This is a genomic window from Pseudomonas knackmussii B13 (assembly GCF_000689415.1).
Classification (GTDB): domain Bacteria; phylum Pseudomonadota; class Gammaproteobacteria; order Pseudomonadales; family Pseudomonadaceae; genus Pseudomonas; species Pseudomonas knackmussii.
Map to the genome: position 1 here is coordinate 1752633 of NZ_HG322950.1, position 26364 is coordinate 1778996.

A 26364-nucleotide genomic window follows, 5' to 3' on the forward strand; every position below is an offset into this window, starting at 1 on the left:
ACCCAGCAGGAGGAGCGTCCGTGAACGCCCGGATGATCGCCCTTGCCGCGCTGCTCGCCCTGGGCGGCTGCGCGGCTCAACAGCCCTACAGCGAAAGCCCGGCGCCGATGACGCAGTCCGGCAGCGGCGCCAAGCCAGCCGGCGCGGCCCAGCCGAATCGTCCGGCGCCGCGCAACGCCATCACCCCGAGCCAGCAGCAGGGCGGCGCGACCAAGGCGCGCACCCATACGCAGTTCGCCCCGCCGCCCGGCGGCAAAGGCCGCTGGGACCCGAACCTGGGCGTCTACGTGATCCAGGGGCAGAAGGACGTGTACTACCGGCAGCGCACCTACTACCACTGGGACAACGGCTGGTTCTGGGGCGTCGGCCCGCAAGGCCCGTGGACCGCCACCGACTCCAGCGGTATCCCGCCGGGGCTGAACAGCCGCTACAACACGCCCTGAGCTGTAGGAGCGACCTTGCTCGCGAACAGCTTTGGTACGGGGTCTTTCGCGAGCAAGAGCTAGGCGCCCCCCTCGCTCCTACGAAGAGCCGCTTGCTCGTCTATTCCAAGGTGCCGCAAGGCGCCGCATCCATCACTTCGACGCGGTTGCGGCCGCTGGCCTTGGCCCGGTACAGCGCCTGGTCGGCGGTGGCGTAGAGGCGCTCGTAGGTACCGCTCACACCGCTTTCGAGGGTGGCGATGCCGAAGCTGGCTGTCAGATAGAGCAGGCCGTCCTTCATCGGCAGCGGCGTTTCCTCGAGCAACTTGCGCAGCTTCTCGGCGATCGCCATGGCCTGCGGCACCGCCGAGTCAGGCAGCAGCAGGAGGAACTCCTCTCCACCCAGGCGCGCCACGCTGTCGGTGCTGCGCGTGTGCTTGCGCAACAGGTTTGCGGTGTGACGAATCACCTCGTCGCCCAGCGGATGCCCGTAGCGGTCGTTGATGAACTTGAAATGGTCGAGGTCGATCATCAGCAGGCTGACCGGCATCGGCTGGCGGTCGCAGCGCGCCAGTTCCTGCTTCACCAGTTGATCGAACTGGCGGCGATTGAACAGCCCGGTCAACGGGTCGTGGCCGGCGAGGTACTCCAGTTGCCGGTTCTTCTCCTCGAGCTCCTTGCGCTGGCGTCGCAGGTGCTGGCGCTGGCGCAGGTTGCGCAGGTTGCCGGACCAGAGGATGAGCGACAGCAGGATGCCGATGCCGCAGATGGTCAGGCCGCCCATCTGGTTGGACAGGCGCATCTGCGGATCGGGCTGGGCGAGCTCCATGGCCAGCTCGAAGGCCACGAAGGCGCCGACGTAGAGGGTCGCGGCCGCCAACGGGCGCAACAGCAGGATCAACGCGGCGGCTACGCAGCCCATCAGGAAGGGGGTGATGCTGCTGGTGACCTGCTGATCGAAGAAGGTAATGGTCAGGCCGAACGCCAGCAGAACCCCGGCGGCGCCGGTGCCGAGCGCTTCGCAGTAGAGCAGGGGGGCGGGCTCGGTGCGGCGCCTGGCGTACCAGGCCAGCAACCCGATGCATGCCAGCAGCAGGGCGACCACTGCATGGGTGGCGATGATGCCGTGGCGCCAGCCATCGAACTCGGCCCGCGTGCCTTGCAGGTTCAGCGAGAACGCCAGGATGTGCAGCAGACCGAAGGGTACGCCGATCAGGGCCAGCCAGGTCAGGCGCTTGAGATTTTCCGAGGCGACCGAGCGGGCGAGCGGCGGCGTCAGCCGGTACAGCTGGCGAAGGCGTTGCGAGAAGGGTTGGGACACGGCAGGCCGTCCTTTGCGCAAGGGCATCCGGCTCTGAGCATAGACAGCGCAACCCGGCCTGTCCCGTTGGTCGCCGCATTGCGGCTTGCGGCATCGCGCCCGGGCTGGGCATAGTCCGCTACCTTTCAGGTCAGGCTGGTGAAGGAGAACGAGAATGCGCGAACGAGTGCTGCGACTGTCCGCCGAGGCGGGTCTGGATGCCGAGCGCGATGCCCTGGAGCGCGTGTTCGGTGGTGAATCGGACAGCCGCCTGCTGTTCTGGCGTCCGCTCGAGCAGGCCCTGGTGATGCCGCGCCGGCTCGGTCGCCTGGCGGGTTTCGCCGAGGCTGAAGCGCGTTGCCGCGAGCTCGGCTGGCCTATCGCCCTGCGCGACACTGGCGGAGAACCCGTACCGCAGTCACCGGCCGTGCTCAACGTCGCGCTGAGTTATGCGGTACCCGTCGCCGACAACGAGCAGACGCGCATCGATACCGCCTACCAGCGCCTGTGCCAGCCGCTGTGCGACTGGCTCGCTGCGCTGGGCCTGGAAGCTGGGCTGGGCGAGGTCGAGGGCGCTTTCTGCGACGGCCGCTACAACGTCAACATTGGCGGCCGCAAACTGGTCGGCACCGCCCAGCGCTGGCGCCGCCGAGCGCGTGACGGGCGCTACGTGGTGCTGGCCCACGGCGCCATCCTCATGGAAAACCAGCGAGCGGCGATGGCCGACGTGGTCAACGCCTTCTACCGTGCGTGCGATTTGCCGGCGGATATCCGCGCTGAAAGCCATATCGCCCTGGACGAGCGGCACTCCCAGCCCTGGGCGCAGGTCGAAGCGCTGGCCGCACACTTCCAGCACCACCTGGCCAGCCAGGGCCTGGAGCTGCCGCCGCTTTAGTTTCATTCGCCCGGCGGCGCTCGCCGGGCTCGTTCTGCCAAGGAGTCTCACGGCATGGAACAGGGTTCCAATTATCTGCAATCGGCGGTGATCTTCCTCATCGCCACCGTCTTCATGGTGCCGCTGGCCAAGCGCCTGCAACTGGGCGCGGTGCTCGGCTACCTGCTCGCCGGGGTGCTGATCGGTCCTTCGGTACTGCGCCTGATCGACAACCCGGAAAGCGTCGCCAGCCTCTCCGAGCTGGGCGTGGTGCTGCTGCTGTTCATTATCGGCCTGGAGCTTTCGCCCAAGCGTCTGTGGGTGATGCGCAGGGCGGTGTTCGGCATCGGCCTGGCGCAGGTGCTGCTCACCGCGCTGGTGATAGGCGCGCTGGTTCACCTGTCATTCGAGTTGCCGCTGAATACCGCGGTAGTGCTCGGTGGCGGCCTGGCGTTGTCATCAACGGCCTTCGGCCTGCAGATCCTCGCCGAACGCAAGGAACTGAACAGCCCGCACGGGCGCCTGGCCTTCGCCATCCTGCTGTTCCAGGACATAGCCGCGATCCCGCTGATCGCCATGGTCTCGCTGCCCGGCGCGCGCGCCGACGAAACGGCGGCGGGTGGCGACTGGCGCCATGTCATCGAAGTGGTCGGCAGCATCGCCGTGGTGGTCATCGGTGGCCGATACCTTCTGCGTCCGGTGTTCCGCGTGGTCGCGCGTACCGGCATGCCTGACCTATCGACGGCCACCGCCTTGCTGGTGGTGGTCGGCACCGCCTGGCTGATGGAGCACGCTGGCGTGTCCATGGGCCTGGGCGCCTTCCTCGCCGGCCTGCTGCTGGCCGACTCCGAATACCGCCACGAGCTGGAATCGCAGATAGAGCCGTTCAAGGGGCTGTTGCTGGGCCTGTTCTTCATCAGCGTGGGGATGAGCGCCGATCTCGGGTTGCTGCTCAGCTCGCCGCTGTGGGTGCTGGGCCTGACCCTGCTGCTGATCGGCATCAAGCTGCCGCTGCTGTACCTGCTCGGCCGCCTCAGTGGTGGTCTCGACAACCAGAGCGCACTGCGCCTGGGCATCGTCCTCGCCGCCGGCGGTGAGTTCGCCTTCGTGCTGTTCAAGCTGGCTCACGCCGAAGGGTTGATGGACTCGGGCATGTACGGCCGGCTGGTGCTGTGCATCACCCTGTCGATGGCGGTGACGCCGCTGCTGGTGCTGCTCGCCGGGCGCATGATCAAGGCCAAGCCGGAGCCCAAGGGCGAACCGCCGGAGGAGTACACACGCATCGAAGGCGATACACCGCGCGTGGTGATCGCCGGCATGGGCCGGATGGGCCAGGTGATCGCGCGGATCATGCGGGCGCAGCGTGTTCCCTTCATTGCCCTCGACACCTCGGTGGAGAGCATCGAGCTCAGTCGCAGCTACGGGAGTATCCCGATCTTCTACGGCGACCCGCTACGGCCGGAGATCCTGCGGGCGGCGCAGGTCGACAAGGCGGAGTTCTTCGTCGTCGCCACCGACGATCCGCAGGTCAACATCGACACCGCGCGGCTGGTGCGCAAGCTCTATCCGCACGTGAAGATCATCGCCCGCGCGCGCAACCGCCAGCACGTCTACCACCTGCTCGATGCCGGCGCGAGCCCGGTGCGCGAGCTGTTCCATTCGAGCCTGGAAATGAGCCGGCGGGTGCTGGTGGAGATGGGGCTGAGCGAGGAGCAGGCATTGGCGCGCATCCGCCGCTTCCGCCGTCACGACGAGGACGTGCTGATGGCGCAGTACAAGGTCTACGACGACGCCGCGGCGGTGATCCAGACCGCCCGCGAGGCGCGCCTGGAGCTGGAGACCCTGTTCGAGGCCGACCAGCTGGAGGATCAGGGCGTTCGCTGAGGTTCAGCCGCGCACGCGACGGCGCGGCGGCGCATCGATGCGGATCGGCTCGCCGGGCGAGCGCAGGGTCAGCACCGCGATCACGGTCAGCAGCAGGGTGCCGGCCAGGCCGATGGCGCCCATGGCGACATAGAGCAGCAGCTCCGCCAGGGAGCCGACGATGAGCAAGAAATCCAGGGCTGCCTGCATGATGCGATCCTCCAGTGCCTCGTTCGGGATGCGGGGCGGTCCGGTGAATGCACGCACTGGCTGCCTCGTTCGCCCCGACCATCGATTCGCGGGGCTTGGGCGAATGCTCGCCTGGCCAGGTTCTGAAGAGAATTGAATCTGCCTGCTGGTGACTATCGACGCCGTCGATGGTGCTGAAGCCCTGGAGTCCGGGAGGTAGGGTGCATAACCGCAAGGCGGTTATGCACCCTCGGTGAGATTCAGAAGCGCTCGTTGGGCAGCAGGTAACGCCACTGCCCGGCTTCCAGCTTGCCCATGGATACGCCGCCCAGGCGCAAGCGACGGATCGCCTCGACCTGCAGGCCCACCGCGCGGCACATGTGGCCGATCTGCCCGGGACGGAAGCCCTTGCCGGCGAAGCGCAGGCGCGTTTCGTTCTGCCAGCTCACCTTCAGCGGCGGCAGCGGCTTGCCTTCGTAGCTCAGGCCGTGGCGCAGGCGCTCCAGGCCGTTGGCGGCGATTTGGCCGCTGACCTCTACAACGTACTCGTGCTCGACGCTGGCCGCGTCCTCGACCAGGCGGCGCAGCACGCCGCGGCTCTGGGTGTAGATCATCAGGCCGCTGGCGTCGGTTTCCAGGGCGGTGGTCGATTCCTGGTGGGCGAAGTGCTTGCGCAGCAGGCGCATGCCGCTGGCGTCTTCGGGCCAACGGCGTTCGGCGCTGAGCAGTTGCTGCGCCGAGTTGGCGCCATTGCCGCTGCCGTAGCCGACCGGCTTGTTCAGCAGGAGGGTCACCGGGTGGATCGGATCGGGGCGGGCGCCGGGGAGCAGCTCGATGCGCTGGTCGGTGACGCGGAAGTGCGCCTCCTCGACAGGTTGGCCGTCCACCGTGACCCAGCCGCCCTCGATATACAGCTCGGCCTCGCGGCGCGAGCAGGGGAGGAGTTCGGCGAGGCGTTTGGACAGGCGGACGGCTTCGGTCATGACGGGCTGCGAATTGCGGAAAGGGCGCCCATTGTAGCCGTTGCGGCGCCCGTGATGCTGGTCATTGACTGGTGCCAGGCTCGGTTGCCGGCGCGCGGTCGCGGACCCAGGCCATGAACAGCTGGAAGCCCAGGGCGAGGAACACCGGGCCGATGAACAGGCCGATGATGCCGCCGGTGATCATGCCGCCCAGCGCGCCGATGAGGATCACCGGCATTGGCACAGCGACCCCGCGGCCGAGCATCAGCGGCTTGAGCACGTTGTCCGAGAGCCCGGCCAGGACCGTCCAGATGGTGAAGATCACCGCGCTGACGGTGCCGTAGTCGCCGCTCCAGAACACGTAGCCGACCGCCGGCAGGGAGACCAGCGCCACCGGCATCTGCACGATGCCCAGCAGCAGCACACCCAGCGAGAGCAGGCCGGCGCCGGGAATACCCATGACGATGAAGCCCAGGCCCAGCAGCAGCGTCTGGATGAAGGCCACGCCGACCACGCCCTGGGCCACCGCGCGGATGGTCGAGGTGCACAGCGCGGCGAGCTCCGGGCCGCGTTCCGGGCCGGAGATGCGGGTTGCGATGTCCTCGGCGGTTTTCGTGCCGAGCGGGCCGTAGACCATGATCACGCAGGCCACGAGGAAGGCGCCGAGGAATTGCATGAGCTCGATACCGACGCCGGCGACCTTGCCCAGCATCACCTTGGCCACCCCTTGCAGGTGCGGTGCCGCCTGCTGCGCGACGCCGAGGAAGTCCTGCGCCACGCGCTGCCAGGCGCTGAACACGTAAGGGCCGACCAGCGGCCAGTCTGCGACGCCTTCCGGCGGGGTAGGCACATGAAGGTCGCCGGCCTGGAAGCGGTGAACCAGGTCGGCCACCGAATCGGCGATGGAGAAGCCGATCATCACCACCGGCACCAGCAGCAGCGCCAGTCCGAACAGCGCCAGGAGCGACGAGGCGAGCACCGCGCGCTGGCCGAGCAGGCGTTGCAGCAGCAACTGCAGCGGGTAAAGGGTGACGGCGAGGATCAGCGCCCAGAGCATCAGGTCGAGGAAGGGATGGAAGATGCGATAGCAGAACACGGCCAGCAGCAGGATCAGGCCGGCGCGGATCAGCACGTCGAGCAGGTTACGGGATTGCAATCGGTCTGCCGGGGGCAGCATGGCCTCGCTCCTTTGAAGCTCTGAAAAAAGTGCACAGAGCATTGGTCGAGATTGGCCGATTGCCAAGCCTGAACTTGGAAAGTTCTACGTAAACGGGTGGGATGCGACGGGGCGTGCCCGGCGCTTGCCCGCGATTCGCCGTGTTCGGCGTTGCGGCACCGGGCCGCGTCGCGGGCAAGTTCGCTTCAGGACGAAGCGAAGGGCGGGGGATTACTTGCGGTCGAGGCTGATGTGACGGCTGACGGCGCCGCCAGGCTGACCAGTAACGCCCTTGGCGATCTCCTGGATCTCGCCGCCAGCGTTGAGGAACGCGGCTACCTGGGCTTCCAGGGACTCACGGCTGGTGACGGCCGCGGCGGGTTTCGGGGTGGCTTTCTGCCGGGTGGCGGGCTTGCGGATCATGCTTGCCATTACCTTTAAATCGCAAAACGGCCGGCCAGTATACAGGAACGGCGCCGCCTCCGGGGCAGAAACTGCCCGAACGGTCACGGGCCCCGGCGTCGCCGTCGTCCGATACGGGTGCTAACCTCGACGCTTCCAACCGCGCAGCGAGTCCTCCATGTCCCTGCTTTCCTCCCGTCAGCGCACGGCTTTGCGCCTGGCTCGCGGGTTTCTCGCCCCCTACCGCTGGCAAGCCGCCGGAGCCCTGCTGGCGCTGGTGGTGACGGCGGCCATCACGCTGTCGCTGGGGCAGGGCATCCGCCTGCTGGTCGACCAGGGCTTCATGACCCAGTCGCAGCAGCTGCTGAACCGTTCCATCGGGCTGTTCTTCCTGCTCGTGCTTGGGTTGGCGGTAGGCTCCTTCGCACGCTTCTACCTGGTGTCTTGGATTGGCGAGCGGGTGGTTGCCGACATGCGCAGGCGGGTCTTCGACCACCTGATCGAATTGCACCCCGGCTTCTATGAAAGCAACCGCGCTTCGGAGATCCAGTCGCGGCTGACCGCCGACACCACGTTGCTGCAGACGGTAATCGGCGCGTCCTTGTCGATGGCATTGCGCAACGCGTTGATGCTGGTCGGCGGAGTGATACTGATGTTCGTCACCAACGCCAAGCTCACCAGCATCGTGGTCGCCGCGCTGCCGCTGGTGATCGCGCCCATCCTGCTGTTCGGTCGCCGCGTGCGCGAGCTGTCGCGGCAGAGCCAGGATCGCGTTGCCGATGTTGGCAGCTACGTCGGCGAAACCCTCGGCCAGATCAAGACGGTGCAGGCCTACAACCACCAGGCGCAGGACCGCGAGCGCTTCGGCGCCACCGTGGAGGCCGCCTTCGCCACGGCGCGCAAGCGCATCCTGCAGCGGGCCTGGCTGGTCAGCGTGGTCATCCTCCTGGTGCTGGGCGCGGTCGGGGTGATGCTCTGGGTCGGCGGCATGGACGTGATCGCCGGGCGCATCAGCGCCGGCGCGCTGGCCGCCTTCGTGTTCTACAGCCTGCTGGTCGGCATGGCGTTCGGCACCTTGAGCGAGGTACTTGGCGAACTGCAGCGGGCCGCTGGTGCTGCCGAGCGCATAGCCGAACTGCTGCGTGCGCGCAGCGAAATCGTCCCGCCGACCAGCGACCTGCTGCAGCTACCAGAACGCGTGGAAGGGCGCATCGAACTGCGAGGCCTGCGTTTCGCCTATCCGACGCGTGCCCAGCACTGGGCTATCGACGGTATCGATCTGGACGTGCGCCCCGGCGAGACCCTGGCCCTGGTCGGGCCATCCGGCGCCGGCAAGTCGACGCTGTTTGACCTGCTGCTGCGTTTCTTCGATCCGCAGCACGGCGAAATTCGTATCGACGGCCGCCCCATCGCTCGCCTCGATCCGCGCGATTTGCGGCGCTGCTTTGCGCTGGTGTCGCAGAGTCCGGCGCTGTTCTACGGCACGGTGGAAGAGAACCTGCGCTACGGCCGTCCAGAGGCTAGCGATGCCGAGGTTCAGGCCGCGGCCCGTGCGGCGCATGCCGACGAATTCATCCGTCGCTTGCCGGATGGCTACCGCACGCACCTGGGCGAGAGCGGCGTCGGCCTTTCCGGTGGCCAGCGCCAACGCCTGGCGATCGCCCGCGCCTTGTTGGTAGACGCGCCCATCCTGTTGCTCGACGAAGCCACCAGCGCCCTCGATGCGGAAAGCGAACACCTGATCCAGCAGGCCTTGCCGGGTTTGATGAGCGGGCGCACTACACTGGTCATCGCCCACCGATTGGCCACGGTGCTGGGTGCCGACCGCATCGCAGTGATCGATCAAGGTCGCCTGCTGGCGCTGGGCAGCCACGCCGAACTGGTGGCCGGTAACCCGCTGTACGCGCGCCTGGCGGAATTGCAGTTCGGCCAGGCGCAGAGCGTGTAGAATGCCCCCCCTTTACCCGGAGTAGCGCAGATGGCAGCCATCGGCCGTTTCAATTCCCTGCAGGTGGTCAAGCACACCGAATTCGGCCTCTACCTCGATGGCGGCCCACACGGCGAGATCCTCCTGCCCAAGCGCTACGTGCCCAAGGACGAACCCACCGAGCCCGGCGAGTGGCTCAACGTGTTCGTCTACCTCGACAGCGAGGACCGGGTGATCGCCACCACCCTCAAGCCGCACGTACAGGTCGGCGGCTTTGCCAGCCTCAAGGTGGTGGAGGTCAACCGCATCGGCCTGTTCCTCGACTGGGGCCTGCCCAAGGACCTGTTGCTGCCTCACTCAGAAGAGAAGCGCCCGCTGCAGGTCGGCGACTACTGCGTGGTCTATTGCTACCTCGACGAGCGCACCCGCCGCATCACCGCCACCGCGCGCCTGGACCGCTACCTGGACACCACTCCGGCGAACTATCGCGCCGGCCAGGAAGTGGACCTGCTGGTGGTCGAGCGCACCGACCTCGGCTTCAAGGCGATCATCGACGGCAAGCATTGGGGACTTATCCACAAGAACGAGCTGTTCAAGTTCGTCCGCAACGGCATGAGCGAGAAAGGCTACATCAAGGAAGTGCGCGCCGACGGCAAGATCAGCCTGAGCCTGCAGCCAGTCGGCCAGGCCGCGCGCGACGACCTCGGCGAGCAGATTCTCGAAGCGTTGCGCCAGGCCGGCGGGCGCCTGGAGCTGTCCGACAAGAGCGCACCGGAGGACATCAGCCGTGCCTTCGGGGTCAGCAAGGGCAATTTCAAGAAGGCCATCGGTGGCCTGTTCAAGCAGGGCCTGATCGCCATCCAGGACGACCACATCGAGCTGCGCTGAGCTTAGGCACGCAGCTCCCCTCGGGCGCCAAAGGCACCCATATCCAGCCTTTTCTCCCGGTCGCCACGCGGCTACCGGGACGCCCTCACATCATGCGGCGGAAGCGATGCCAGGCCTGTTCCCAGGCCAGCACCCAGCGCGGCATGGCCTGGCCGAAGCCGGCGATCTCCAGGCGCGGATGGTGGCTGACCACCATGTCCAGCAGCGGCTCCTGTTCCGGACGCACATCGACGAAGAACACGTGCTGGCCGGACTTCAGCGGCTGGCCGAAGCGGCGCACGTCACCGCTGGGGCGCTGCAGGCCGAAGAAGCTGCCTTCCCACAGGCTGAAGCCGAGCAGCACGGCAGCCAGGAACAGCACCGGAACCCAGCCCGCCGCGGTTTCGCTCCAGCCGGCGAAGTAGCCGATCACCAGCACCGCCACGGCCAGCGTCAGGCCGATGGCCAGGCCGTACTTGCCACCGCGCACCACGTCCTTGCGCATGACGTCGGGGACTTCGTGCAGGTGCCGCTGGTCGAGCTGCGCGTCCTGCTCGCTGAGCACGTGCATCTGCTCCATCTCGATGCCCTTGTCCTGCAGTTCGTGTTCCAGGTTTTCCAGTTCGTCCAGGTTGTCGCTGATGTAGTAATGCCTGTTCATGAGATACCTCCAGGACATTCCCCCAACTTCCCCCAGTGGAACCATCGAAATATCGCCGCAGATCCCACTGGGATCGCGGCTTTTCGCAACCTTTGACACCTTTGAATTCTAGCACCCGGCCCCTCTCGCGGAGCCCCGCGCGACGGGCGTTGCGGCGCTTGCAGGAAGGCGCGCGCAGGCGGAGGATGCCGGTTCCCTAACGTGCACATGGAGCCTGGCGGCATGATCCGCGAGATTCTCAAGATGGGTGACGACCGGCTGCTGCGCGTCGCGCCGCCGGTACCGTCCGAACTGTTCGGCAGCGCCGAGCTGCAACAGCTGATCGACGACATGTTCGACACCATGGCCCATGCTGGCGGCGTTGGTCTGGCCGCGCCGCAGATCGGTGTCGACCTGCAGCTGGTGATCTTCGGCTTCGAGCGCAGCGAGCGTTACCCGGACGCACCGCCCGTGCCGCCGACCATCCTGCTCAACCCGGTCATCACGCCACTGGACGACGAGCAGGAAGAGGGCTGGGAAGGCTGCCTGTCGGTTCCTGGGCTGCGCGGCGCGGTGCCGCGCTACACGCGCATCCGCTACCAGGGCGTTGACCCGCAGGGCCAACCCATCGACCGCAGCGTGGAGGGCTTTCACGCGCGGGTGGTGCAGCACGAATGCGATCACCTGATCGGTCGTCTGTACCCGTCGCGGATCGTCGATTTCGCCAAGTTCGGCTTCACCGAAGTGCTGTTCCCGGGGCTGGACCCGAAAGCGGACGACTAACTAAGAGGAGCGTTGCTCCCGTAGGAGCGGATCTCATCCGCGAAATCATCCCGCGAGCGAAATCGCGGACAAGGTCCGCTCCTACGGGGTGAGAGGCGAGGGGGTGGGGAATGCGGACAACCGCCGCTGCGGTCGTCCGCGACAGGGTTTCAGGATTGTTGCCCGTGGGTGCCGAGCAGCGCAGGGCCGGCTTTCTTCTGCCGTTTCGCCATGCGTTTCTCCTGGGCGGTCTTCATGGGCTTCTTCTTGCCTTCCTTGTGGGCGTTCAGACCTTTGCTCATGGCCGTTTCCTCGTCGGATGGGAACTGCGGACGGCGTCCCTGCGGAAGATGCTCCCGCGGCCCGATCGCGCGGGCCGGCGCTCCATCAGCATAGACCCGCGCAAAGCGTCAGGCGTCGCCGCTGAGCTGCTGCAGCTCGCGGCGGACCATGGCGGCGTACTGCGGCGGTTTCAGCTGGTACAACTCGGTAGCCACCCAGCTCAGCCAGCGAGCGCCCAGGCGTTCGCGCTCGGCGAGCAGGCGCCGGGCTTCGTCCCGGGCCCGCTCGGCATGCTCCTGGTGATAGGCGGCGCGGCTCATCCCTTGCACTGCAGGGTCTGCGGGTCGATCTCGATGCTCGCCAGCGGCTTGCCGTCGCTGCCGTCGTAGTCGTGGGAGATGCGGATGCCATGCTGGCGGATGCGCTCGAGCAGCGCCGGCTGCTGGCAGGTGCCGCGCTCCAGGCGGGCGCGCTGTTCGCCGCGGAATTTGTCGAGGGCGGCGGCATCCAGGCCATCGGCCTTCATGTTGTTCAGACCGTAGTGGTAGTGCAGGACTTTGCTGCCGGTATCCAGGTTGACCTTCTCCAGGCGCGTCGCCTGGTCTACCTGCAGCGGCAGGCTGGTCTTGCTTTGCTGGTCGAAGAAGGCCGCCGACTCCTTGAGGAAAGTGGCTTCGTCCTCGGCCCGGGCCTGTTGCTGGAAGCCCCCGAGGGCCAGACCGAACAGGACGAGGGCGGCACCACCGAGCAGGCGGCGGGCTTGGGCGGGACGCGACATCGGGATGGGCATGCGGGTATTCCTCCGGCAGTGGGTGCGCTGAAGTGTATAGGCCAATTCTCTGCCCTGCGCAGCCGCTGCGTGGCTTCACCTGCGCGCCGGCGAGGTCTAGGCTTGCGCTGGGGATACGGCGCCTGGCGAAACTTGCCGGGCCCCGCCGGGGTCAATTGCCGGCACGCGGCCGTTGCCCGGCCGCAGGACAGTCACGCTGGAGGAAGGAAGCCGGGGGATGCGATTCATGGACATGCGGGGTCTCAAGCTGGGCCCCTGGAAACTGCTGAAACTGACCGTCGAGGGGTTCGTCGAGGACGAGATGCCGACCTACGCCGCAGCCCTGGCCTATCAAGGGTTGTTCTCGCTGTTCCCCTTCCTGCTGTTCCTGATCGCGCTGCTGGGTTTCCTGCACCTGCCGGAGTTCTTCGACTGGCTGCGCGGCCAGGCCGCCTATGTGCTGCCGGCCCAGGCGCTGGATCAGGTCAATCCGGTCATCGACCAGCTGCAGCAGCGCCAGGGCGGCCTGCTGTCCATCGGTATCATCATCGCGCTCTGGTCGTCCTCGGCGGCGGTGCGCTCGCTGATGCACGCGCTCAACGCCGCCTACGACGTCCCCGAGACGCGCCCGGTGTGGAAGCGCTTCCCGCTCTCGGTGTTCTACACCCTGGGCCTGGTGGTGATGCTGATGCTGGTTACGGCGCTGATGATCCTCGGCCCGCAGGTGATGGGCTGGATCGCCGAGAAGGTCGGCCTGCAGGACTTCGTGGTGCTGCTCTGGTCGCTGCTGCGCTGGCCGCTGATGATCCTGCTGATGATGATGGCGGTGGCGGTGATCTATAACGTCGCCCCCTGCGTGAAGCATCGCTTCCGCTTCATCACCCCCGGCTCGGTGCTGGCGGTGGTGGCCTGGGTGGCGGCGTCGCTGGCGTTCGGTTTCTACGTGAAGCACTTCGGCAACTACAACGCCATGTACGGCAGTGTGGGCGCGATCATCGTGCTGTTGCTGTACTTCTACATCTCCGCCGCCGTACTGCTGCTGGGCGCCGAGCTGAACGCGGCGATCGAGCAGCACCTGCCGCACGATCCGCCGCCTGCCGACAACGCCTGAGGGTTACTGCGCCGGCTGTTGGGTCAGCAGCATCTCGACGATTTCCTGGGCACGCTCGAAGCTGGGGTAGCCGCTCTTCGCTACGTCCAGGTTGGCGTAGGCCTGGCGGTAGTCCTCGGCCTTCAGCGCGTCGGCCTGCTGGCCCAGCATAGGCTGGCTGTAGACGCGATAGAGCAGGGCGACGGCATAGGGCTGGCCGGCATCGGCAGCGCGCTCCAGCAGCGGCAACACGTCTTCGGCCGGCGCCTTCTGGCGAATCTTCAGCAGGGCTTCGTAGAAGGACACTTCGCCGCGCTTGTCCTGGCTCTTGGCGCTTTCCAGCAGGCTGTTGGCCTGCTCGTAGTTGGCCGGGTTGGCGGAGGCGATCAGCAGCTTGGCCTGCAGCATGTCCTGGCGGTAGGCCTGATGCTGTTCCTCGGCGTTATGGCTGGCGCAGGCGGCCAGCAGCAGGGGCAGACCCAGCAGGGTCGGATGACGATGGCAAAGGCGGTTGCCCAATGGAGGTCCCTCGGCGGCAGATGAACGCGGGGACAGGCGTGCCCGCAGGGGCGAAGCATAGCCGGGCAGGGCCCTGCACAGGAACCCGGAAAATCCACGAGAGCACCGGAAACCCTGGGTTCGACCCCTTTCGACTGCAGCCGTCAGGCGCCGAAAAGCAGGTTGTTGTCCGCGTCGTCCAGGCCGCGCTCGAGCTTGATCTTGAGGCTCAGGTCGGTGCGCGAATCGGCGAACTTGAGCGCTTCGGCCACGCTGATACGGCCTTCCTCGAGTAGCCGATAAAGCGCCTGGTCGAAGCTCTGCATGCCGTGCTCCAGGGCGCGCTCGATGGCCCCGCGCAGCTCCGTCAATTCGTCGCGTTCGATCAGCCCGCGGATATGCGGCGTACCCAGCACCAGCTCGATTGCTGCCACCCGTCGCTGGGTCGTCCCCGGGACCAGGCGCTGGCCGATCACGGCGAGGAGGTTCTGCGAGAGGTCCGCCAGCACCTGGTGGCGCGCCTCATCGGGGAAGAAGCGGACGATCCGCTCGATCGCGTGGCGAGCGCTGGTGCCGTGCAGGGTGGCGACGCACAGGTGCCCCGTCTCGGCATAGTGCAGGGCGTGCTGCATGGTCGCGGCGTCGCGGATCTCGCCGAGCATGATCACGTCCGGCGCCTCGCGCAGCACGTTGCGCAGGGCATCCTCGAAGCTGTGGGTATCGAGGCCGACCTCGCGCTGATCGATGATCGAGCGCTGGTGGCTGTGGATGAACTCGATCGGGTCCTCGATGCAGACGATGTGTCCGCTGCGCTGGCGATTACGGAAATCGAGCAGGCAGGCGAGGGTGGTCGACTTGCCCGAGCCCGCGGCTCCCACCACCAGGATCAGCCCGCGATCCTGCAGCGCGAGCTTCTCCACGATTGGCGGCAGCCCGAGGCTGGCGGTGTCCGGGATCACGTGCTTGATCAAGCGGGCGACCATCGCCACTTCGCCGCGCTGGAAGTAAAGGTTGATGCGGAAGCGCCCGCTGCCCGGCACGTTCAACGCCATGTTCAGCTCCAGGTCGCGCTCGAACTCCTCGACCTGCTTCGGCGTGAGCATCTGGTAGGCCAGCAGCCGCACCTCGCCCTCCCGCAAGGCGCGCTCGCCCACCGGCCGGCTGAGCCCCTCGATCTTGATATGCGGCGGCGCGCCGACGCTGAAGAACATATCCGAGCCGGCATGCTGCGGGAGCAGGTTGAGATAGGTGTAGACGTCGGGCAGGGCGTTGTCGGCGGCGTCGCTCATCTGGTTTTCCTCGCTCGGGGAGCTTGGCCTTGCGCCGGGCTCCCATGTTGAATCCGCTCGTTCGCGGCAGCGGCTACCGACAAGCCTTGAGCGTAGGAAAGGCAGGCGTCGCCTGCGTTGATCTGGATCGCCCTGGCGACGTGCGGCGGCCGAAGCCGCCTTTGTCGAAGCGGTCAGCCCGACAGCTGGTTACTGAACTGCCCCACCGCATTGACCACGCGCTGGGCGCTGTCCTTGATCTCGACGATCACGTTGCCGGCCTGGCCGGACAGCTCCAGGCCGAGCTCGGCCTGTTCGCGGCCGCGGTCGATCATGGCCACGGCCTGCTCGGCGAGCTGCTGGTTCTGCTCCACCACCTTGCTGATTTCCACTGTCGCTTCACTGGTGCGCGAGGCGAGCTGTCGGACCTCATCGGCGACCACCGCGAAGCCGCGGCCCTGGTCGCCGGCGCGGGCGGCTTCGATGGCGGCGTTGAGGGCCAGGAGGTTGGTCTGGTCGGCGATGCTGCTGATGCTTTTGACGATGGTGCCGATGATCTGCGACTGCTTGTCCAGCGCCTCGATGCCGTTCACCGCTTCCTGCATGCGGTTGGCCAGCTCGCGCATCACTTCGACGGTCTGCTGCACGACCGATGCACCTTTCTGCGCGCTGTCGTCGGTGCCCTTCGAGGTCTCGAAGGCCAGGCTGGCAGCTTCGGCCACTGCCGCTTCGCGGTTCACCTGGTCGGTGATCACGGTGGCGAACTTCACCACCTTGTACAGGCGGTCGTGGGCATCGGTGATCGGGTTGTACGAGGCCTCCAGCCACACGGTGCGGCCGTGGGCGTCGACGCGCTGGAAGCGGCCGGCGACGAATTCGCCGCGGCGCAGCTGGTCCCAGAAGGCCTGGTACTGCGAGGACTGGTACTCGCTCGGCTCGCAGAACATGCGGTGATGCTTGCCCTTGATCTGCGCCAGGCTGTAGCCCATGGCGTCGAGGAAGCGGCCGTTGGCGTCCAGCACCTCGCCATCGAGGTTGAACTCGATTACCGCGGTTGAGCGTTGCAGCGCGGCGATCAGGTTCTCGTGCTCGCGCGAGGCTTCGATGGTGCGGGTCAGGTCGCTGGCGTAGATGGAGAAGTGCTGGATCACCCCGCGGCTGTCGCGGATCGGTTGCAGGATCGAGCGCAGCCAGGCCTCTTCGCCGTTGCCGCGCAGCAGGCGGATGACCCCGGCCAGGTGTTCGCCGCGCTGCAGCGCATTGCGCACCCGATGGTGGAAGTCGAGGTTGCGCACGTGCTCGGGAATCAGGTCGAGCAGGGCACGGCCCATGAGCTGATCGCCGCGGTAGAGCATTTCCTTCTCGAAGTTGGCGTTGACCGATTCGATGCGACCCTTCGAGTCGAGGGACAGCACGAGCATCTCTTCCTCGAGGCTGGCGCGTACCTGTTCGATGGACGACAGCTCTTCGCGCAGGCTCTGCAATTCCTGCTTCAAACGGGTGTTGAACATGGGGGGCGACTCGGGACAGGTGAGGGGGCTTGCCGTTATCCATTGCATCGGCATCCCGGCCCACTTCTTTAGTCCCTCTTTGCGAGTGAATCGCCCGTTTGACGCGGCCTGCAGACAATTGCCAGGCAGAAATGCAACGGCCGCCGGCTGCCCCCGGCGGGGGGGGGGGGGGGGGGGGGCCGTGGCCAGGAAAGTCGATCAGTCTTCGCGGCTGGTGACTTCGACCAGGTGATAGCCGAACTGGGTCTTAACCGGACCCTGGACCTGGTTCAGCGGCGCGCTGAACACGACCTGGTCGAACTCGCGGACCATCTGGCCCGGGCGGAAGGAACCGAGGTCGCCGCCGCTGCGGCCGGACGGGCAGGTGGAGTTGTCGCGGGCTACTTGAGCGAAGTCGGCGCCGCCTTCGATGGCAGCCTTGAGTTCATTGCACTTGGCTTCGCTGGAAACCAGGATGTGACGGGCAGAGGCACGGGCCATGGTAATGCTCCTGAAATGCTGTTGGGAGGGAGGCGAAGCCTAGCGCATTTGCGGGGCGCGGCCCAATTCGGCGGCGAACGGTTGTCGCGGTCGTTGGCGGGTGATTCCCCTTTGGGCCAGCGCAAGGGCTGTTCGCGATGGGGCCCAGTGAGCCGCGCGCTCGATATCCCGAGTGGAGTCTGCTTTTCGTAGGAGCGAGGGGGACGCCCAGTTCTTGCTCGCGAACCGCCTCGCACCAGCACTGTTCGCGAGCAAGCTCGCTCCTACATAAGGCAGGCGCTTTCAGCGTTGGCCGAACACTTCGTCGAGGTGACGCAGGTAACGCTGTACGTCGTTCTCGATGTCTGGGCGCTTCATCACATCGACGCAGAGGAAGGTCGGCAGCGGGCTCATGCCGAGGAACTGATTGGCCTTGTGGAAGGGGAAGTAGACGGCGTCCACGCCCTTGCCTTCGAAGAAATCGGTCGGGTCGTCGAAGGCCTGCTGCGGCGCGTTCCAGGTGGCGGAGATCATGTACTGCTTGCCCTGCAGCAGGCCGCCGCTGCCGTACTTCTGCGAGGCATCCGAGCGGGTGCGGCCGTCGTTGGCATAGAGGCTGCCGTGGCCGGCGGTGAAGACGTCGTCGAGGTACTGCTTCACGGTCCAGGGCGCGCCCATCCACCAGCCGGGCATCTGGTAGATCACCACGTCGGCCCAGAGGATCTTCTGCACTTCTTCCTCGATGTCGTAGCCGCCATCGATGAAAGTTTCGCGCACGTCATGGCCGAGCCGGTCAAGGTGGGCAATGGCGGCTTCGTGCAGGGTGGCGTTGTACTGGCCGTTGGAATGGGCGAACTGCTTGCCGCCGTTGAGCAGGAGGATCTTTTTCATGAGGGGAACTCCGGAAAGTGCGATTGGCCGGCAGGATAGAGGCGGCAAGGGCGCGGAAAAACCACCGGCGGGGCAAATGATTCGTGCACTGTAATCACGAATCCTGCGGGGGAGCCCGATCCAGGTCAGGGAATCGGTGGGGCGCGCCGTCGTGCGTGCTCATTGCTCCTGGGCGGCGGAGCGCTCCTCCAGGACGTAGCCGATCCCGCGCTGGGTATGGATGAGCTTGCTCGCAAAGGGCGCATCGATGCGCGAGCGCAGGCGGCAGATGGCGACGCTGACGGCGGCGTCGTCGTAGTAGGCGCCGTTGTCCCATAGCGCCGAGATGATCTTGCGCCGGGAAACCACCTTGCCGGCGTCGCGCATCAGCAGGTGCAACAGGGCGAACTCCTTGGCCGGCAAACGCCCCCGCCGGCCGCCACGCTGGACACGGAAGCGGGCGGGGTCGAGCTGGAGGTCGCCGACCTGCAGGCTGCCGTCCAGGTTGCCAGCCGGCGGGCGGCGCAGGAGGGCATGGGCGCGCGCCAGCAGTTCCGGGAGTTGAACGGGCTTTTCCAGGAAGTCATCGGCGCCCAGTTCGAAGGCCCGGAGCTTTTCGCTCAGGCGGGTTTCGGCGGTCACGATCAGGATGCAGGCCGAGCTGAGTTTTCGCAGGAGTTTCAGCGCGTGCCAGCCGTTCATGTCCTGCAACTGGATATCCACTATGTCGTCGGGCACGATGGGCGCGGCAAGGTTCTCGTTGTGCGGGGTGCTCGGGTCCGGGTCGGGGCCGCCAGGCAGGCTCAGGATCACGCGGATGTCGCGCGACGGGCTCACCGCCACGGTGGCGCTTTCGCGGACGATCTCGTAACGGGGGTGGAAGTCGCCGTTGATGAAGAGGCTGGCGTCCAGCGTCAGGGCCAGGACGTTGTTGAGGTTGGCCTCATCGACGTCGACGAAGGCGAACGGGGTGTCGCTGTCGTCCCAGTACACCTCGACCCTGTCCCCCAGGCGCATGCCCACGTAGGGATCGACGAAGACCTTCAGGCCGTCGTTGAGGGCGGCGAGGCCGACCCCGTAGAGCGGGCTGGCGGGCGTGTCGTAGGGGATCGGGACGGCATCGGGAATATTCAGCGGGGAGTAATCGGCGGCCGGAAGGGCATTACCAGTGTGTTTGCTTTTGCGAGACATGATTCACCTCGGGCGTGCAATGCGTGAGCGCAGCGACTGGCGTCGAGGACGAGCCCTCCAGGCGGGGTGCGCCTGGAGGGTGTCCTGGCTAGGGACTCAGAACAGGTCGATCGGGACGATGGCTGGCGCCGAGTCGTAGGTGGCGCCGTCCTGGGTCACGTGGTAGATGACCTGGCCGGCGCCCACCAGCTGGGTCGGGTTGGCCACGGCGATCACGTTGATGTAGGGGTCGTAAGGCACCAGGAACGACACCCCATTGGCCAGTTCGGGATCGCCCACCGTTTGCTCGAGCGCCGTATAGGCGGATTCGGGGATTTCCGTGCCGGCGGCGGCGTTCATCGTCGAGTAGGCGATCCAGTCCAGGCCGACCTTGTCGCCGGCGCGCATGTTCTCGTACGGCGGCACCAGGACCCGTGCTCCCCCCTGTTCTTCGAGCACCGCCCGGATGAGCCAGCCCTGGGTGTTCTTGTCGACGTACTCCGCCTCGCCCAGGCCGTCCGGACCGCCCGGCTGGTTCATGTGCACATTCACCGGCTGGGACGGCGACAGCACCGGGTTGGCGGGATCGGTTGCATTGCTGAGCTCGTAGAACACCGGCCACTGCGGGTCGTTCGGGGTCTGGTTGACCATGATCGTTTCGACCGAGAAGGGCGCGAAGTTCGGCAGGCTCAGGTCCGCATCGGTGACCGTGTAGGTGGTCACCAGGATCGCGTTCGGCCGTGGCCCCCAGTACAGCTTGAGCACTTCGCCGGCCTTGGCTTCGGCGTACACCGCGATGGTCACCAGTGCCGGCTTGTCGCGGTCGTCCGGCGCCAGTTCGTTGATCGAGCCGCTGCCGCCCTGGACGGTGGGGGGCGCGAGCAAGGGGTTCTCCGGGGTCACCGGATCGGGGTCTTCCGGGCCGGGGCTGTCGGTGTTGACGTTTACCGTGATGCTGGGCGCCTGCACGGCATGGGTGCGACGGATCACCTGGTAGCTCACGTCGATAGCCGTGTCGCCCTCCTGCTTGATGGTGGACGCGGGCACCGCCACCTGGACCGGGAAGTTCGACGGGAACACGATGCTCGGACTCAGCGAAGTGCTACCCCAGGACGCCACGACCAGGTCGCCCAGTTGGGCGTTGTCGTAGGCATCCACCTCGATGGTCACGCCGGCATAGAGGTCTTCGACGTCGATCAGCGTGCCGGCGTCCTCGGCCAGCGGCACCTTCGGCGCCTTGAGGTTGGCCGGCAGCGGTTTGAGCAGCACGTCGACCGTCGCCTGCAGCGAGTCGGGGCCGGAGAAGCCGGCCCGGCTGGTCAGGTAGTAGAACACCGGCTGCTGGCCCTCGCCGGCCTGGCGGACGGTGTCGCCGGAGACGGGAATCTCGACCTTGTTCGCGGCCACGTCGGCGTCGGTTACCGCGACATCGGGAAGGCGGATGTCTTGCGACCAGACCAGGGTCACGCGCTGGTCCTTCTCCATCCCGGCATAGGGCGGGATGGTGACCATCACCTGGTCGCCGTTGGCGGCGAGGTATTCACTGGTCAGCCCTCCCTGGTCGACTTCGGCGGGGAACAGCGGTGCATCCGGCGGGGCGCCATGGTTGGGCGGGGTCTTGTCGATCAATACGAGGGTCGCGAACGACAGGCGCTCTGTGCCGGAGGCCGCAATGACCTTGTAGAAGATCTGATGCGCACCATCGCCCAGCAGATAGGTATTGGGAATGGTGACCGGCAGGGGGAAGTCCGCTTCGGTCTGGGTGTCGATGACCAGGTCGTAGACGCCGCTCGGGGATTCGACGTCCCAGTACACGTACAGGTGGTCGTCGGGGAAGACTCGACCCCAGAAGGGAATGTTCACCCGTAGGTCGGCGTCCAGCACGTCGGCGGTCAGCAGGCCGTCCGCCAGGGCGTCCGGGACTTCGGGGGCTTCCAGGTCCGGTTCGCCCGGCGCGGCTGCTTGGCGCAGGCGAAGACGGGCAAGTTGCTTGTTGCGCTGCAGTTGTCGGGCTTGCTTGGAAGTGATCGTGGATTTCATGGTCGATGCTCCGGTTCTGGGGTATCGGCGGTAGGCGCGATACCCGGTCGGTGATGCCTGCGTGCTCAGGTGGCGCCAGGCGCAACCTGGACAGGCCCGGACTGCAAGGGCTTGCCTGTCTCGCACGCAGGTCCCTGGCCTCGCGGAGACGGCGCTCCGACGATGCAGGGGCGGTCGGCCGAGGAACCGCTTGGCTATTTCCGGAAAAAAGCATCCAGTGCCCGGTTGTCTCGGGCAGTCACAGAAGTCGCGGAAAGAGTCGTCAGCTCAATGGCCAGGATTCGATTGGAGTGGTTTGGAAACTGCGGTCGGGTAACCGGAGTTGCACGAGTCCTCCAGGAACTTTCGCTGGTTTCGGTATACCCCTGATACGGCGCATGAGCATAGAGAAAGAAACTAATCCGTCGGTCTGCATGGTGAGCAGGGTCGGGCGACTTCTCTAGCTCGCATGGCTCTGCAATGCGGTTTTCAAGGGTGTGCCACGTCACGGTAAGTTGAGGGTGAAGTGGCGGATATACGATGGTGAATTAATTATCTCTGATAACGAAATTATTAATTCCGATGAGCTTGAGACGTTGCGGGGTGATGACGTAGTGTCATTGTGTGGCGATGTTCGGGAGGTTGGGAAGTTTACTGATGGATAGGCGGTAAGTGGGAGTTTTTCTCGTGATTGGAACCTTTTAGGTTATGGGTAATTGTTGATGTGATTTATGAGGTTTCGCACTTTACGGTCATCTCTAGAAGAGGAGGTTCTCATAGTGGTTTCAGCTGTATTGCTATGGAGAGATATTCTCCGTGTGCTTGTGAGTTATAACGGCGTTGTTAATTCTTGCGACTTAATCAGGAGGGATTGCGGATCTGGCATTCGTGCAAAAGCACTAATCGACCTTTCGTCGCGCATTGGAGAAATTTGGTGCTTTTGCGCGGTATTTGAATCGCCGGGACGGGGCTAGGTTGGCCTCTCCTTGCAGTGCAATTCAGTGGTACGCCGTCATGTCTACTCCTGCCCGCTCCTCCGTCCGCATCGTGTCGGTTGGATGCCAGGGGATGCTGTCCCCTGACCTCCACCGGAGTCTTTCCACCCAGGGTTTCGACGTATTCGCCGAGGCTTTCGCCGAGGATTTCGAAACACGCATCCAGAGCCATGCCCCCTCCGTGTTGTTGCTCGGCCGTGAGGCCGGTCATCTGCCGTCGGTGTTGCGCCGCCTTGGCCGCCGTTGGCCGGCTCTGCTGCTGTCTGCCGACAGTTCGCCTGGCTCGGTGCTCAAGGCCATGCGCGCCGGCGCGGCCGGTTACCTGCTGCAGGCATCGCTCGAGCAGGAGCTGGTGCTGGCGCTGAATTCGGTGGTCGAGGGCTATCGCTACATCAGCCCGCGCGTCTGCGAGCCGCTGCTCGAAATTGCCGTCGGTGGGCGGGAGGACATGCAAGAGGTGCTGACGCGCCGCCAGGGCGAGGTGTTGCGCCTGCTGGCGCAAGGCAATTGCGTGAAGGAAATCGCCTATCGCCTGGGGCTGAGCATCAAGACGGTGAACGCGCACAAGCTGCGCCTGAAGGAGCGCCTGGGCATCAACGACCTGGCCGGGCTGGTGTTCTATGCCTTGCGCCAGGGGCTGATCGATCCGCCCGGAGTGAAGGCGCAGGCGTTCGTCCCGCCTCCGGCTCCGCCGATGTCGGCCTCAATGCAGTATGCCCAGTGACTTCGCCTTGGCGATGGCCTGGGTCCGGCGCTTGACCTCCAGCTTCATGGACAGGCGCTGGACGTGGCTCTTCACGGTGAATACCGAAATGAACAGGCGCTCGGCGATTTCCTGGTTGGAATGGCCCTCGGCGACCAGTTGCAGCACCTCGACCTCGCGCTCGGAGAGCAGGGTGCTTTGCACCTTCGGCGCGGCGACGCGCTCGAAGAGCTCCGGGCGGGTGCGTTGCAGGCGCTCCAGCGGCAGGCGCAGCTGCATGGCTTCCGCCTCGCCCAGGCCCTGTTCCAGCCAGGCCTGGGCGTCTGCCGCGGCGCCGGCCTGATGGGCGGCGGTGGCCAGCGCCAGCAGGGCCTCGCAGGCTTCGCCGCGAAAACCCAGCGCCCGGGCACGGTCCAGCACCCGCTGCAGGCGGGCCTGGGCCGCCGCGTGTTCGCCGCGCTCGGATTCGATGGCGGCCAGCATGCGTTCGCATTCCAGCAGCAGGCCCAGGTTGCAGAACGCCTGGCTGCGGGTCTGCGTCGTCGGATAGGCGCGCAGGATGTCCTGTAGCAGTTGCTCGGCCCGTTGCAGGTCCTCGCGCTGGAGATACAACCGCGCGCGCTGGATGCCGATGATGTTGCGGTAGATGCCCTCGGCGATGTTGCGCCGCTGAGCCAGCTGCTCGGCCTGGTCCAGCCAGTGTTCGGCCTTGGTCAGCTCATCATTGACCAGGGCGATCTGCGCGCGCCCCACCAGGCCGACGAAGGCGACCGGGTCGTAGAAGGCGTGGGCGATCTGATAGCCCTGCTGGAAGTGCGCTTCGGCGAAGGTCAGCAGGCCACGGGCGAGCATCAACTGACCCAGGCGCACCTGCACGCGCCCGGCGATACCGGTCTGGTTGTAGGGATGCACGTCGATGCGCCGCCAGCTGTGCTCGCTCAGTTGGCAGGCGCCCAGCAGTTCGCCGCGGATTTCCGCCAGCTCCGACTCGTACAGTTCGTTCAGCGCTTCGACGGTCGGGGCGTCCTGGGCGCGGGCATGGCCAAGCTCGGTACGCACGATGTTTTCCGCCTCGGCGAGTTCGCCGAAGAACAGGTGCTGGCGGATGAGGATGGCCCAGCAGACGCGCTTGAGTACCCAGTCGCCGTCGCCCAGCGCGGCGATGGCCTGCCTGGCATGGTGCCTGGCTTCGGCGGCTTCGCCGTCGGCCAGCGCCAGGAAGGCACGCACCACCTGGGCCAGGATGAGCAGCTTGTTCTGCTTTTGCGCGCTGGGCGCGGGCAGGAAGTTGCCCAGCAGTTCCAGGCAGCGGTGGCCTTTTTCCGTCTGCATCGACATGGCCAGCACCAACGCATTCATCAGCACCAGGTCGGCACTGCTGTAGAGAATCTCTACGGGGAGGGTGCGCGACCATTCGAGGATCTTGAAGGCCTGGTTGAAGTCGAGAATCTGGCTGCTGCCCAGACGCTCCAGCAGGCGCACGGCCCGCTCGGGATGCCCGGCGGCGAGGGCGTGGTCGATGGCCTGGCGCAGCTCGCCGGCGGCCTCGAGCCAGCTGCATGCCTTGTGGTGGATCTCGCTGGCCAGCCGGCTCTCGACCTGGCTAGGCAGCAGGCTGGCGAGCACCGGATGCACGCAGTACCAACCGGACTCGCGCGGTTCCAGGCGCACGAGCAGGTCGCGCTCCCAGAGCGCGTCGAAGTGCTCCAGGGTTTGCGCCTTGGCCAGGGCGAACGCGCACATGTCGCGGTTGAAGCGCTGCAGCAGCGACAGTGCGCGCAGCGTGTTGGCCTGGGCGGCCGGCAGTTCGTCCAGCACTTCCTGGTGCAGGTATTCGCTCAGCACGTCGTCGCGCGCGGCGGCCAGCGTCTGGCCGCTGCTGGTGCCGCGTTCCTCGGCCAGCGTGTGCATGGCGACGGCGGCGCACCAGCCCCGGGTCTGCTCGAACAGCTGGTGGGCCAGGCCCTCCTCGAGGTGATCCTGCCCGGCGAGGTACGCAGCGACTTCTTCCTCGCTGAAGAACAGGGCATCGGGGCCGAGAATCAGCAGCTGGTCTTCCAGCAACAGGCGCGGCAGGCCGCATTGCGGCCTTCGGCGCGCCGCCAGCCACCAGCGCAGGGCGCTGTTCTGGATGCCCAGCAACTGGTTGAGCACGGCATCCAGCGGGCTATCGGGGGCCCGGGGGAAATCATCGAGCATCAGCCACAACGGGCGTTCGCGATGGCGCAGGGTTTCCAGCACCCGCTCCTCGCCCTGGTAGGGTTCGGTTGCGTGCAAGGCATGGTGGAGCAGGGTGAAGAACGCCTGCCGGTCGAGCAAGCGGTCGTGCAGGTCGAGCCAGATCACCTCGATGTTCGGGTCGGCCTCGCGGGCGCAATCGGCCATCAGCGTGGTCTTGCCGCTGCCCGCCGGACCGTAGAGCAGGCTCAGCCGGCAGTCGCTGAGCAGCAGGGGGGCCAGCAGACGTTCGCGCTGCAAGTGGAGGCGGGGGCTTTTGGGGAGGTGCCGGTCCGTTCGCGCGGGAGGAGGGGATACCTGCTGCATGCCTTGATGCTCCTTGGCGCTGTCCGAGCCTGGATCCACAGTGAGGAGTCAACCGGGAGCGGCGCAGCACCTGGCCGTCTTGCCCTGTCTTCTGTGCATGGCGAAAGTCGCCACAGCCTGCCGAATTGAAGAGGGGCGGCACCCTACGGGGCTCCGGCTTTCGCTTGAATCGTGCAAAAGCACTAATCAAGCGCTCATGTCCGAAAAGTTGTAGGAAATGGCCGAATATCCATTTTCGAGAGTCTAGTCTCGGCCAGCGAATGTGGTTGCCGCGAGGACGGTCGGCATCCGCCAGCACAACGCGATCAGGGCGGTTATCGGAAACGATCAGGGCATACGGGGGACGCGGGCCGATTCGACTCGCCGGTCAGGCCGGTGCTTGGCCTGTCATTGGAGAAAATAACTTCCAAATATTTCGGTGGGCTCCCAGGGTGGCCGGCAACTGGTCGTTCGGGCCGAAGCCAACTTGGCCTGGACGTATCCAGCGAATGGCGACAGCCATCTGCCGCCGCACTCAACGCTGTGTCTACGGAGCCGCCCATGTTCGGTCTGGAATTCTGGGAAACCCTCATCGCCTCGTTCTCCGGCGCGCTGCTATCGCTCGGCCTGGTCAGCGAACCCACCTGGAAGCAGTCGCTGCTCGCCGTACTGACCGGTTTGGGCTTCGGCCAATATCTGTCACGCCCGGTGGCGATCTATGCCAGCCGCGAGCTGCAGCTGGACTTCGACAACTACCTGCTGTGCGCGGTGGCCTTCGTCCTCGGCCTGCTGGCGATCAGCATCGTGCCGGCGCTGCGCGCCATCATCGGGCGCTTTGCCTAG

Annotated in this window: 26 protein-coding genes and 1 pseudogene; 9 read left to right on the top strand and 18 right to left on the bottom strand. The window is 66.1% G+C overall.

Translation table 11 applies throughout. From position 1 onward, the window contains the following. Positions 1 to 20: 20 nt before the first annotated feature. On the top strand, positions 21 to 443 hold the full coding sequence (locus PKB_RS08415; protein ID WP_156958008.1) for a hypothetical protein: 423 nt from the start codon (positions 21 to 23) through the stop codon (positions 441 to 443). Between the two features lie 100 nt (positions 444 to 543). Here the strand turns inward: PKB_RS08415 and PKB_RS08420 are convergent, their stop codons facing one another. Continuing rightward, positions 544 to 1743 (bottom strand): GGDEF domain-containing protein, encoded by a 1200-nt coding sequence (locus PKB_RS08420; RefSeq protein WP_052355211.1) that lies wholly within the window; start codon positions 1741 to 1743, stop codon positions 544 to 546. 154 nt (positions 1744 to 1897) lie between these two features. On the opposite strand from PKB_RS08420, the gene PKB_RS08425 reads away from it, so the two are divergent. Beyond that, a complete protein-coding gene (locus PKB_RS08425) occupies positions 1898 to 2617 on the top strand; it encodes a lipoyl protein ligase domain-containing protein (RefSeq protein WP_043250745.1) in 720 nt (239 codons plus the stop codon). A 54-nt stretch (positions 2618 to 2671) separates the two neighbouring features. Then, complete coding sequence (locus PKB_RS08430; protein ID WP_043250748.1) at positions 2672 to 4480, top strand: monovalent cation:proton antiporter-2 (CPA2) family protein; 1809 nt, start codon at positions 2672 to 2674, stop codon at positions 4478 to 4480. A gap of 3 nt (positions 4481 to 4483) precedes the next feature. Here PKB_RS08430 and PKB_RS08435 read toward each other — a convergent pair whose 3' ends face one another. The 4 genes from PKB_RS08435 to PKB_RS08450 all read right to left on the bottom strand — a co-directional run bounded on the left by PKB_RS08435 (position 4484) and on the right by PKB_RS08450 (position 7189). After that, positions 4484 to 4726, bottom strand: coding sequence for a hypothetical protein (locus PKB_RS08435; RefSeq protein ID WP_043250751.1), 243 nt, complete (start codon positions 4724 to 4726; stop codon positions 4484 to 4486). Between the two features lie 182 nt (positions 4727 to 4908). Beyond that, positions 4909 to 5631: an rRNA pseudouridine synthase gene (locus PKB_RS08440; protein WP_043250753.1), complete on the bottom strand. Its 723-nt coding sequence runs from the start codon at positions 5629 to 5631 to the stop codon at positions 4909 to 4911. Between the two features lie 61 nt (positions 5632 to 5692). Beyond that, complete coding sequence (locus PKB_RS08445; protein ID WP_043250756.1) at positions 5693 to 6787, bottom strand: AI-2E family transporter; 1095 nt, start codon at positions 6785 to 6787, stop codon at positions 5693 to 5695. Between the two features lie 210 nt (positions 6788 to 6997). Further along, positions 6998 to 7189: a hypothetical protein gene (locus PKB_RS08450; RefSeq protein WP_043250759.1), complete on the bottom strand. Its 192-nt coding sequence runs from the start codon at positions 7187 to 7189 to the stop codon at positions 6998 to 7000. Positions 7190 to 7346: 157 nt separating this feature from the next. On the opposite strand from PKB_RS08450, the gene PKB_RS08455 reads away from it, so the two are divergent. Further along, positions 7347 to 9116, top strand: coding sequence for an ABC transporter transmembrane domain-containing protein (locus tag PKB_RS08455; RefSeq protein ID WP_043250761.1), 1770 nt, complete (start codon positions 7347 to 7349; stop codon positions 9114 to 9116). A gap of 30 nt (positions 9117 to 9146) precedes the next feature. Continuing rightward, positions 9147 to 9983, top strand: coding sequence for a CvfB family protein (locus tag PKB_RS08460; RefSeq protein WP_043250763.1), 837 nt, complete (start codon positions 9147 to 9149; stop codon positions 9981 to 9983). 85 nt (positions 9984 to 10068) lie between these two features. Here the strand turns inward: PKB_RS08460 and PKB_RS08465 are convergent, their stop codons facing one another. Further along, positions 10069 to 10623: a magnesium transporter gene (locus PKB_RS08465; RefSeq protein ID WP_043250765.1), complete on the bottom strand. Its 555-nt coding sequence runs from the start codon at positions 10621 to 10623 to the stop codon at positions 10069 to 10071. A gap of 222 nt (positions 10624 to 10845) precedes the next feature. On the opposite strand from PKB_RS08465, the gene def reads away from it, so the two are divergent. After that, on the top strand, positions 10846 to 11385 hold the full coding sequence (def, locus tag PKB_RS08470; protein ID WP_043250767.1) for a peptide deformylase: 540 nt from the start codon (positions 10846 to 10848) through the stop codon (positions 11383 to 11385). A 149-nt stretch (positions 11386 to 11534) separates the two neighbouring features. On the opposite strand, the gene PKB_RS30320 is transcribed toward def, so the two are convergent. The 3 genes from PKB_RS30320 to PKB_RS08480 all read right to left on the bottom strand — a co-directional run bounded on the left by PKB_RS30320 (position 11535) and on the right by PKB_RS08480 (position 12436). Then, positions 11535 to 11666, bottom strand: a complete 132-nt coding sequence (locus PKB_RS30320) for a hypothetical protein (protein ID WP_269090902.1) — start codon at positions 11664 to 11666, stop codon at positions 11535 to 11537. Positions 11667 to 11774: 108 nt separating this feature from the next. Beyond that, the gene (locus PKB_RS08475) at positions 11775 to 11966 is read right to left on the bottom strand and encodes a hypothetical protein (RefSeq protein ID WP_043250769.1); all 192 of its coding nucleotides are present in this window, start codon (positions 11964 to 11966) and stop codon (positions 11775 to 11777) included. Then, positions 11963 to 12436 carry a hypothetical protein gene (locus PKB_RS08480; RefSeq protein WP_043250771.1) on the bottom strand — a complete coding sequence of 158 codons (474 nt, stop codon included), beginning with the start codon at positions 12434 to 12436 and terminating at the stop codon, positions 11963 to 11965. The genes PKB_RS08475 and PKB_RS08480 overlap by 4 nt, the downstream gene beginning before the upstream one ends. A gap of 217 nt (positions 12437 to 12653) precedes the next feature. Between PKB_RS08480 and PKB_RS08485 the strand changes: the two genes are divergently transcribed. Then, on the top strand, positions 12654 to 13526 hold the full coding sequence (locus PKB_RS08485; RefSeq protein ID WP_043250773.1) for a YihY/virulence factor BrkB family protein: 873 nt from the start codon (positions 12654 to 12656) through the stop codon (positions 13524 to 13526). A 3-nt stretch (positions 13527 to 13529) separates the two neighbouring features. Here the strand turns inward: PKB_RS08485 and PKB_RS08490 are convergent, their stop codons facing one another. The 8 genes and pseudogenes from PKB_RS08490 to PKB_RS08520 all read right to left on the bottom strand — a co-directional run bounded on the left by PKB_RS08490 (position 13530) and on the right by PKB_RS08520 (position 21321). Beyond that, a complete protein-coding gene (locus PKB_RS08490; protein WP_043250774.1) occupies positions 13530 to 14024 on the bottom strand; it encodes a hypothetical protein in 495 nt (164 codons plus the stop codon). Between the two features lie 143 nt (positions 14025 to 14167). Continuing rightward, positions 14168 to 15292 (bottom strand): PilT/PilU family type 4a pilus ATPase, encoded by a 1125-nt coding sequence (locus tag PKB_RS08495; protein ID WP_043250775.1) that lies wholly within the window; start codon positions 15290 to 15292, stop codon positions 14168 to 14170. A 173-nt stretch (positions 15293 to 15465) separates the two neighbouring features. Continuing rightward, positions 15466 to 16044 (bottom strand): methyl-accepting chemotaxis protein, encoded by a 579-nt coding sequence (locus PKB_RS30515; protein WP_422613532.1) that lies wholly within the window; start codon positions 16042 to 16044, stop codon positions 15466 to 15468. A 9-nt stretch (positions 16045 to 16053) separates the two neighbouring features. Continuing rightward, positions 16054 to 16836, bottom strand: a pseudogene (locus PKB_RS30520) (PAS domain-containing protein); the annotation flags it as partial. Between the two features lie 144 nt (positions 16837 to 16980). Beyond that, entirely contained in the window at positions 16981 to 17262 is a 282-nt protein-coding gene (locus PKB_RS08505; RefSeq protein WP_043250780.1) for a peptidylprolyl isomerase, read from the bottom strand. 282 nt (positions 17263 to 17544) lie between these two features. Then, on the bottom strand, positions 17545 to 18132 hold the full coding sequence (mdaB, locus tag PKB_RS08510) for an NADPH:quinone oxidoreductase MdaB (protein WP_043250782.1): 588 nt from the start codon (positions 18130 to 18132) through the stop codon (positions 17545 to 17547). 159 nt (positions 18133 to 18291) lie between these two features. Next, a complete protein-coding gene (locus PKB_RS28720; protein WP_052355213.1) occupies positions 18292 to 19302 on the bottom strand; it encodes a response regulator transcription factor in 1011 nt (336 codons plus the stop codon). 96 nt (positions 19303 to 19398) lie between these two features. Beyond that, positions 19399 to 21321 carry a hypothetical protein gene (locus tag PKB_RS08520; protein WP_052355214.1) on the bottom strand — a complete coding sequence of 641 codons (1923 nt, stop codon included), beginning with the start codon at positions 21319 to 21321 and terminating at the stop codon, positions 19399 to 19401. Between the two features lie 1047 nt (positions 21322 to 22368). Between PKB_RS08520 and PKB_RS08525 the strand changes: the two genes are divergently transcribed. Continuing rightward, on the top strand, positions 22369 to 23019 hold the full coding sequence (locus PKB_RS08525; RefSeq protein ID WP_052355215.1) for a response regulator transcription factor: 651 nt from the start codon (positions 22369 to 22371) through the stop codon (positions 23017 to 23019). Here the strand turns inward: PKB_RS08525 and PKB_RS08530 are convergent. Beyond that, positions 22999 to 25476, bottom strand: a complete 2478-nt coding sequence (locus PKB_RS08530; RefSeq protein WP_043250784.1) for a LuxR C-terminal-related transcriptional regulator — start codon at positions 25474 to 25476, stop codon at positions 22999 to 23001. The genes PKB_RS08525 and PKB_RS08530 overlap by 21 nt on opposite strands. Before the next feature lie 606 nt (positions 25477 to 26082). On the opposite strand from PKB_RS08530, the gene PKB_RS08535 reads away from it, so the two are divergent. After that, the gene (locus tag PKB_RS08535; RefSeq protein ID WP_052355216.1) at positions 26083 to 26364 is read left to right on the top strand and encodes a hypothetical protein; all 282 of its coding nucleotides are present in this window, start codon (positions 26083 to 26085) and stop codon (positions 26362 to 26364) included.

Excerpts from the sequence above, each read along its gene's own strand:
- PKB_RS08495 (WP_043250775.1), bottom strand. The coding sequence starts at position 15,292 with ATGAGCGACGCCGCCGACAACGCCCTGCCCGACGTCTACACCTATCTC.
- PKB_RS08525 (WP_052355215.1), top strand. The coding sequence starts at position 22,369 with ATGCTGTCCCCTGACCTCCACCGGAGTCTTTCCACCCAGGGTTTCGAC.
- PKB_RS08425 (WP_043250745.1), top strand. The coding sequence starts at position 1,898 with ATGCGCGAACGAGTGCTGCGACTGTCCGCCGAGGCGGGTCTGGATGCC.
- PKB_RS08460 (WP_043250763.1), top strand. The coding sequence starts at position 9,147 with ATGGCAGCCATCGGCCGTTTCAATTCCCTGCAGGTGGTCAAGCACACC.
- PKB_RS08445 (WP_043250756.1), bottom strand. The coding sequence starts at position 6,787 with ATGCTGCCCCCGGCAGACCGATTGCAATCCCGTAACCTGCTCGACGTG.
- PKB_RS08450 (WP_043250759.1), bottom strand. The coding sequence starts at position 7,189 with ATGATCCGCAAGCCCGCCACCCGGCAGAAAGCCACCCCGAAACCCGCC.
- PKB_RS08485 (WP_043250773.1), top strand. The coding sequence starts at position 12,654 with ATGCGATTCATGGACATGCGGGGTCTCAAGCTGGGCCCCTGGAAACTG.
- PKB_RS08535 (WP_052355216.1), top strand. The coding sequence starts at position 26,083 with ATGTTCGGTCTGGAATTCTGGGAAACCCTCATCGCCTCGTTCTCCGGC.
- PKB_RS30320 (WP_269090902.1), bottom strand. The coding sequence starts at position 11,666 with ATGAGCAAAGGTCTGAACGCCCACAAGGAAGGCAAGAAGAAGCCCATG.
- PKB_RS08475 (WP_043250769.1), bottom strand. The coding sequence starts at position 11,966 with ATGAGCCGCGCCGCCTATCACCAGGAGCATGCCGAGCGGGCCCGGGAC.
- PKB_RS08455 (WP_043250761.1), top strand. The coding sequence starts at position 7,347 with ATGTCCCTGCTTTCCTCCCGTCAGCGCACGGCTTTGCGCCTGGCTCGC.
- def (WP_043250767.1), top strand. The coding sequence starts at position 10,846 with ATGATCCGCGAGATTCTCAAGATGGGTGACGACCGGCTGCTGCGCGTC.
- PKB_RS08465 (WP_043250765.1), bottom strand. The coding sequence starts at position 10,623 with ATGAACAGGCATTACTACATCAGCGACAACCTGGACGAACTGGAAAAC.
- PKB_RS08520 (WP_052355214.1), bottom strand. The coding sequence starts at position 21,321 with ATGAAATCCACGATCACTTCCAAGCAAGCCCGACAACTGCAGCGCAAC.
- PKB_RS08430 (WP_043250748.1), top strand. The coding sequence starts at position 2,672 with ATGGAACAGGGTTCCAATTATCTGCAATCGGCGGTGATCTTCCTCATC.
- PKB_RS08480 (WP_043250771.1), bottom strand. The coding sequence starts at position 12,436 with ATGCCCATCCCGATGTCGCGTCCCGCCCAAGCCCGCCGCCTGCTCGGT.
- PKB_RS28720 (WP_052355213.1), bottom strand. The coding sequence starts at position 19,302 with ATGTCTCGCAAAAGCAAACACACTGGTAATGCCCTTCCGGCCGCCGAT.
- PKB_RS08505 (WP_043250780.1), bottom strand. The coding sequence starts at position 17,262 with ATGGCCCGTGCCTCTGCCCGTCACATCCTGGTTTCCAGCGAAGCCAAG.
- PKB_RS08440 (WP_043250753.1), bottom strand. The coding sequence starts at position 5,631 with ATGACCGAAGCCGTCCGCCTGTCCAAACGCCTCGCCGAACTCCTCCCC.
- mdaB (WP_043250782.1), bottom strand. The coding sequence starts at position 18,132 with ATGAAAAAGATCCTCCTGCTCAACGGCGGCAAGCAGTTCGCCCATTCC.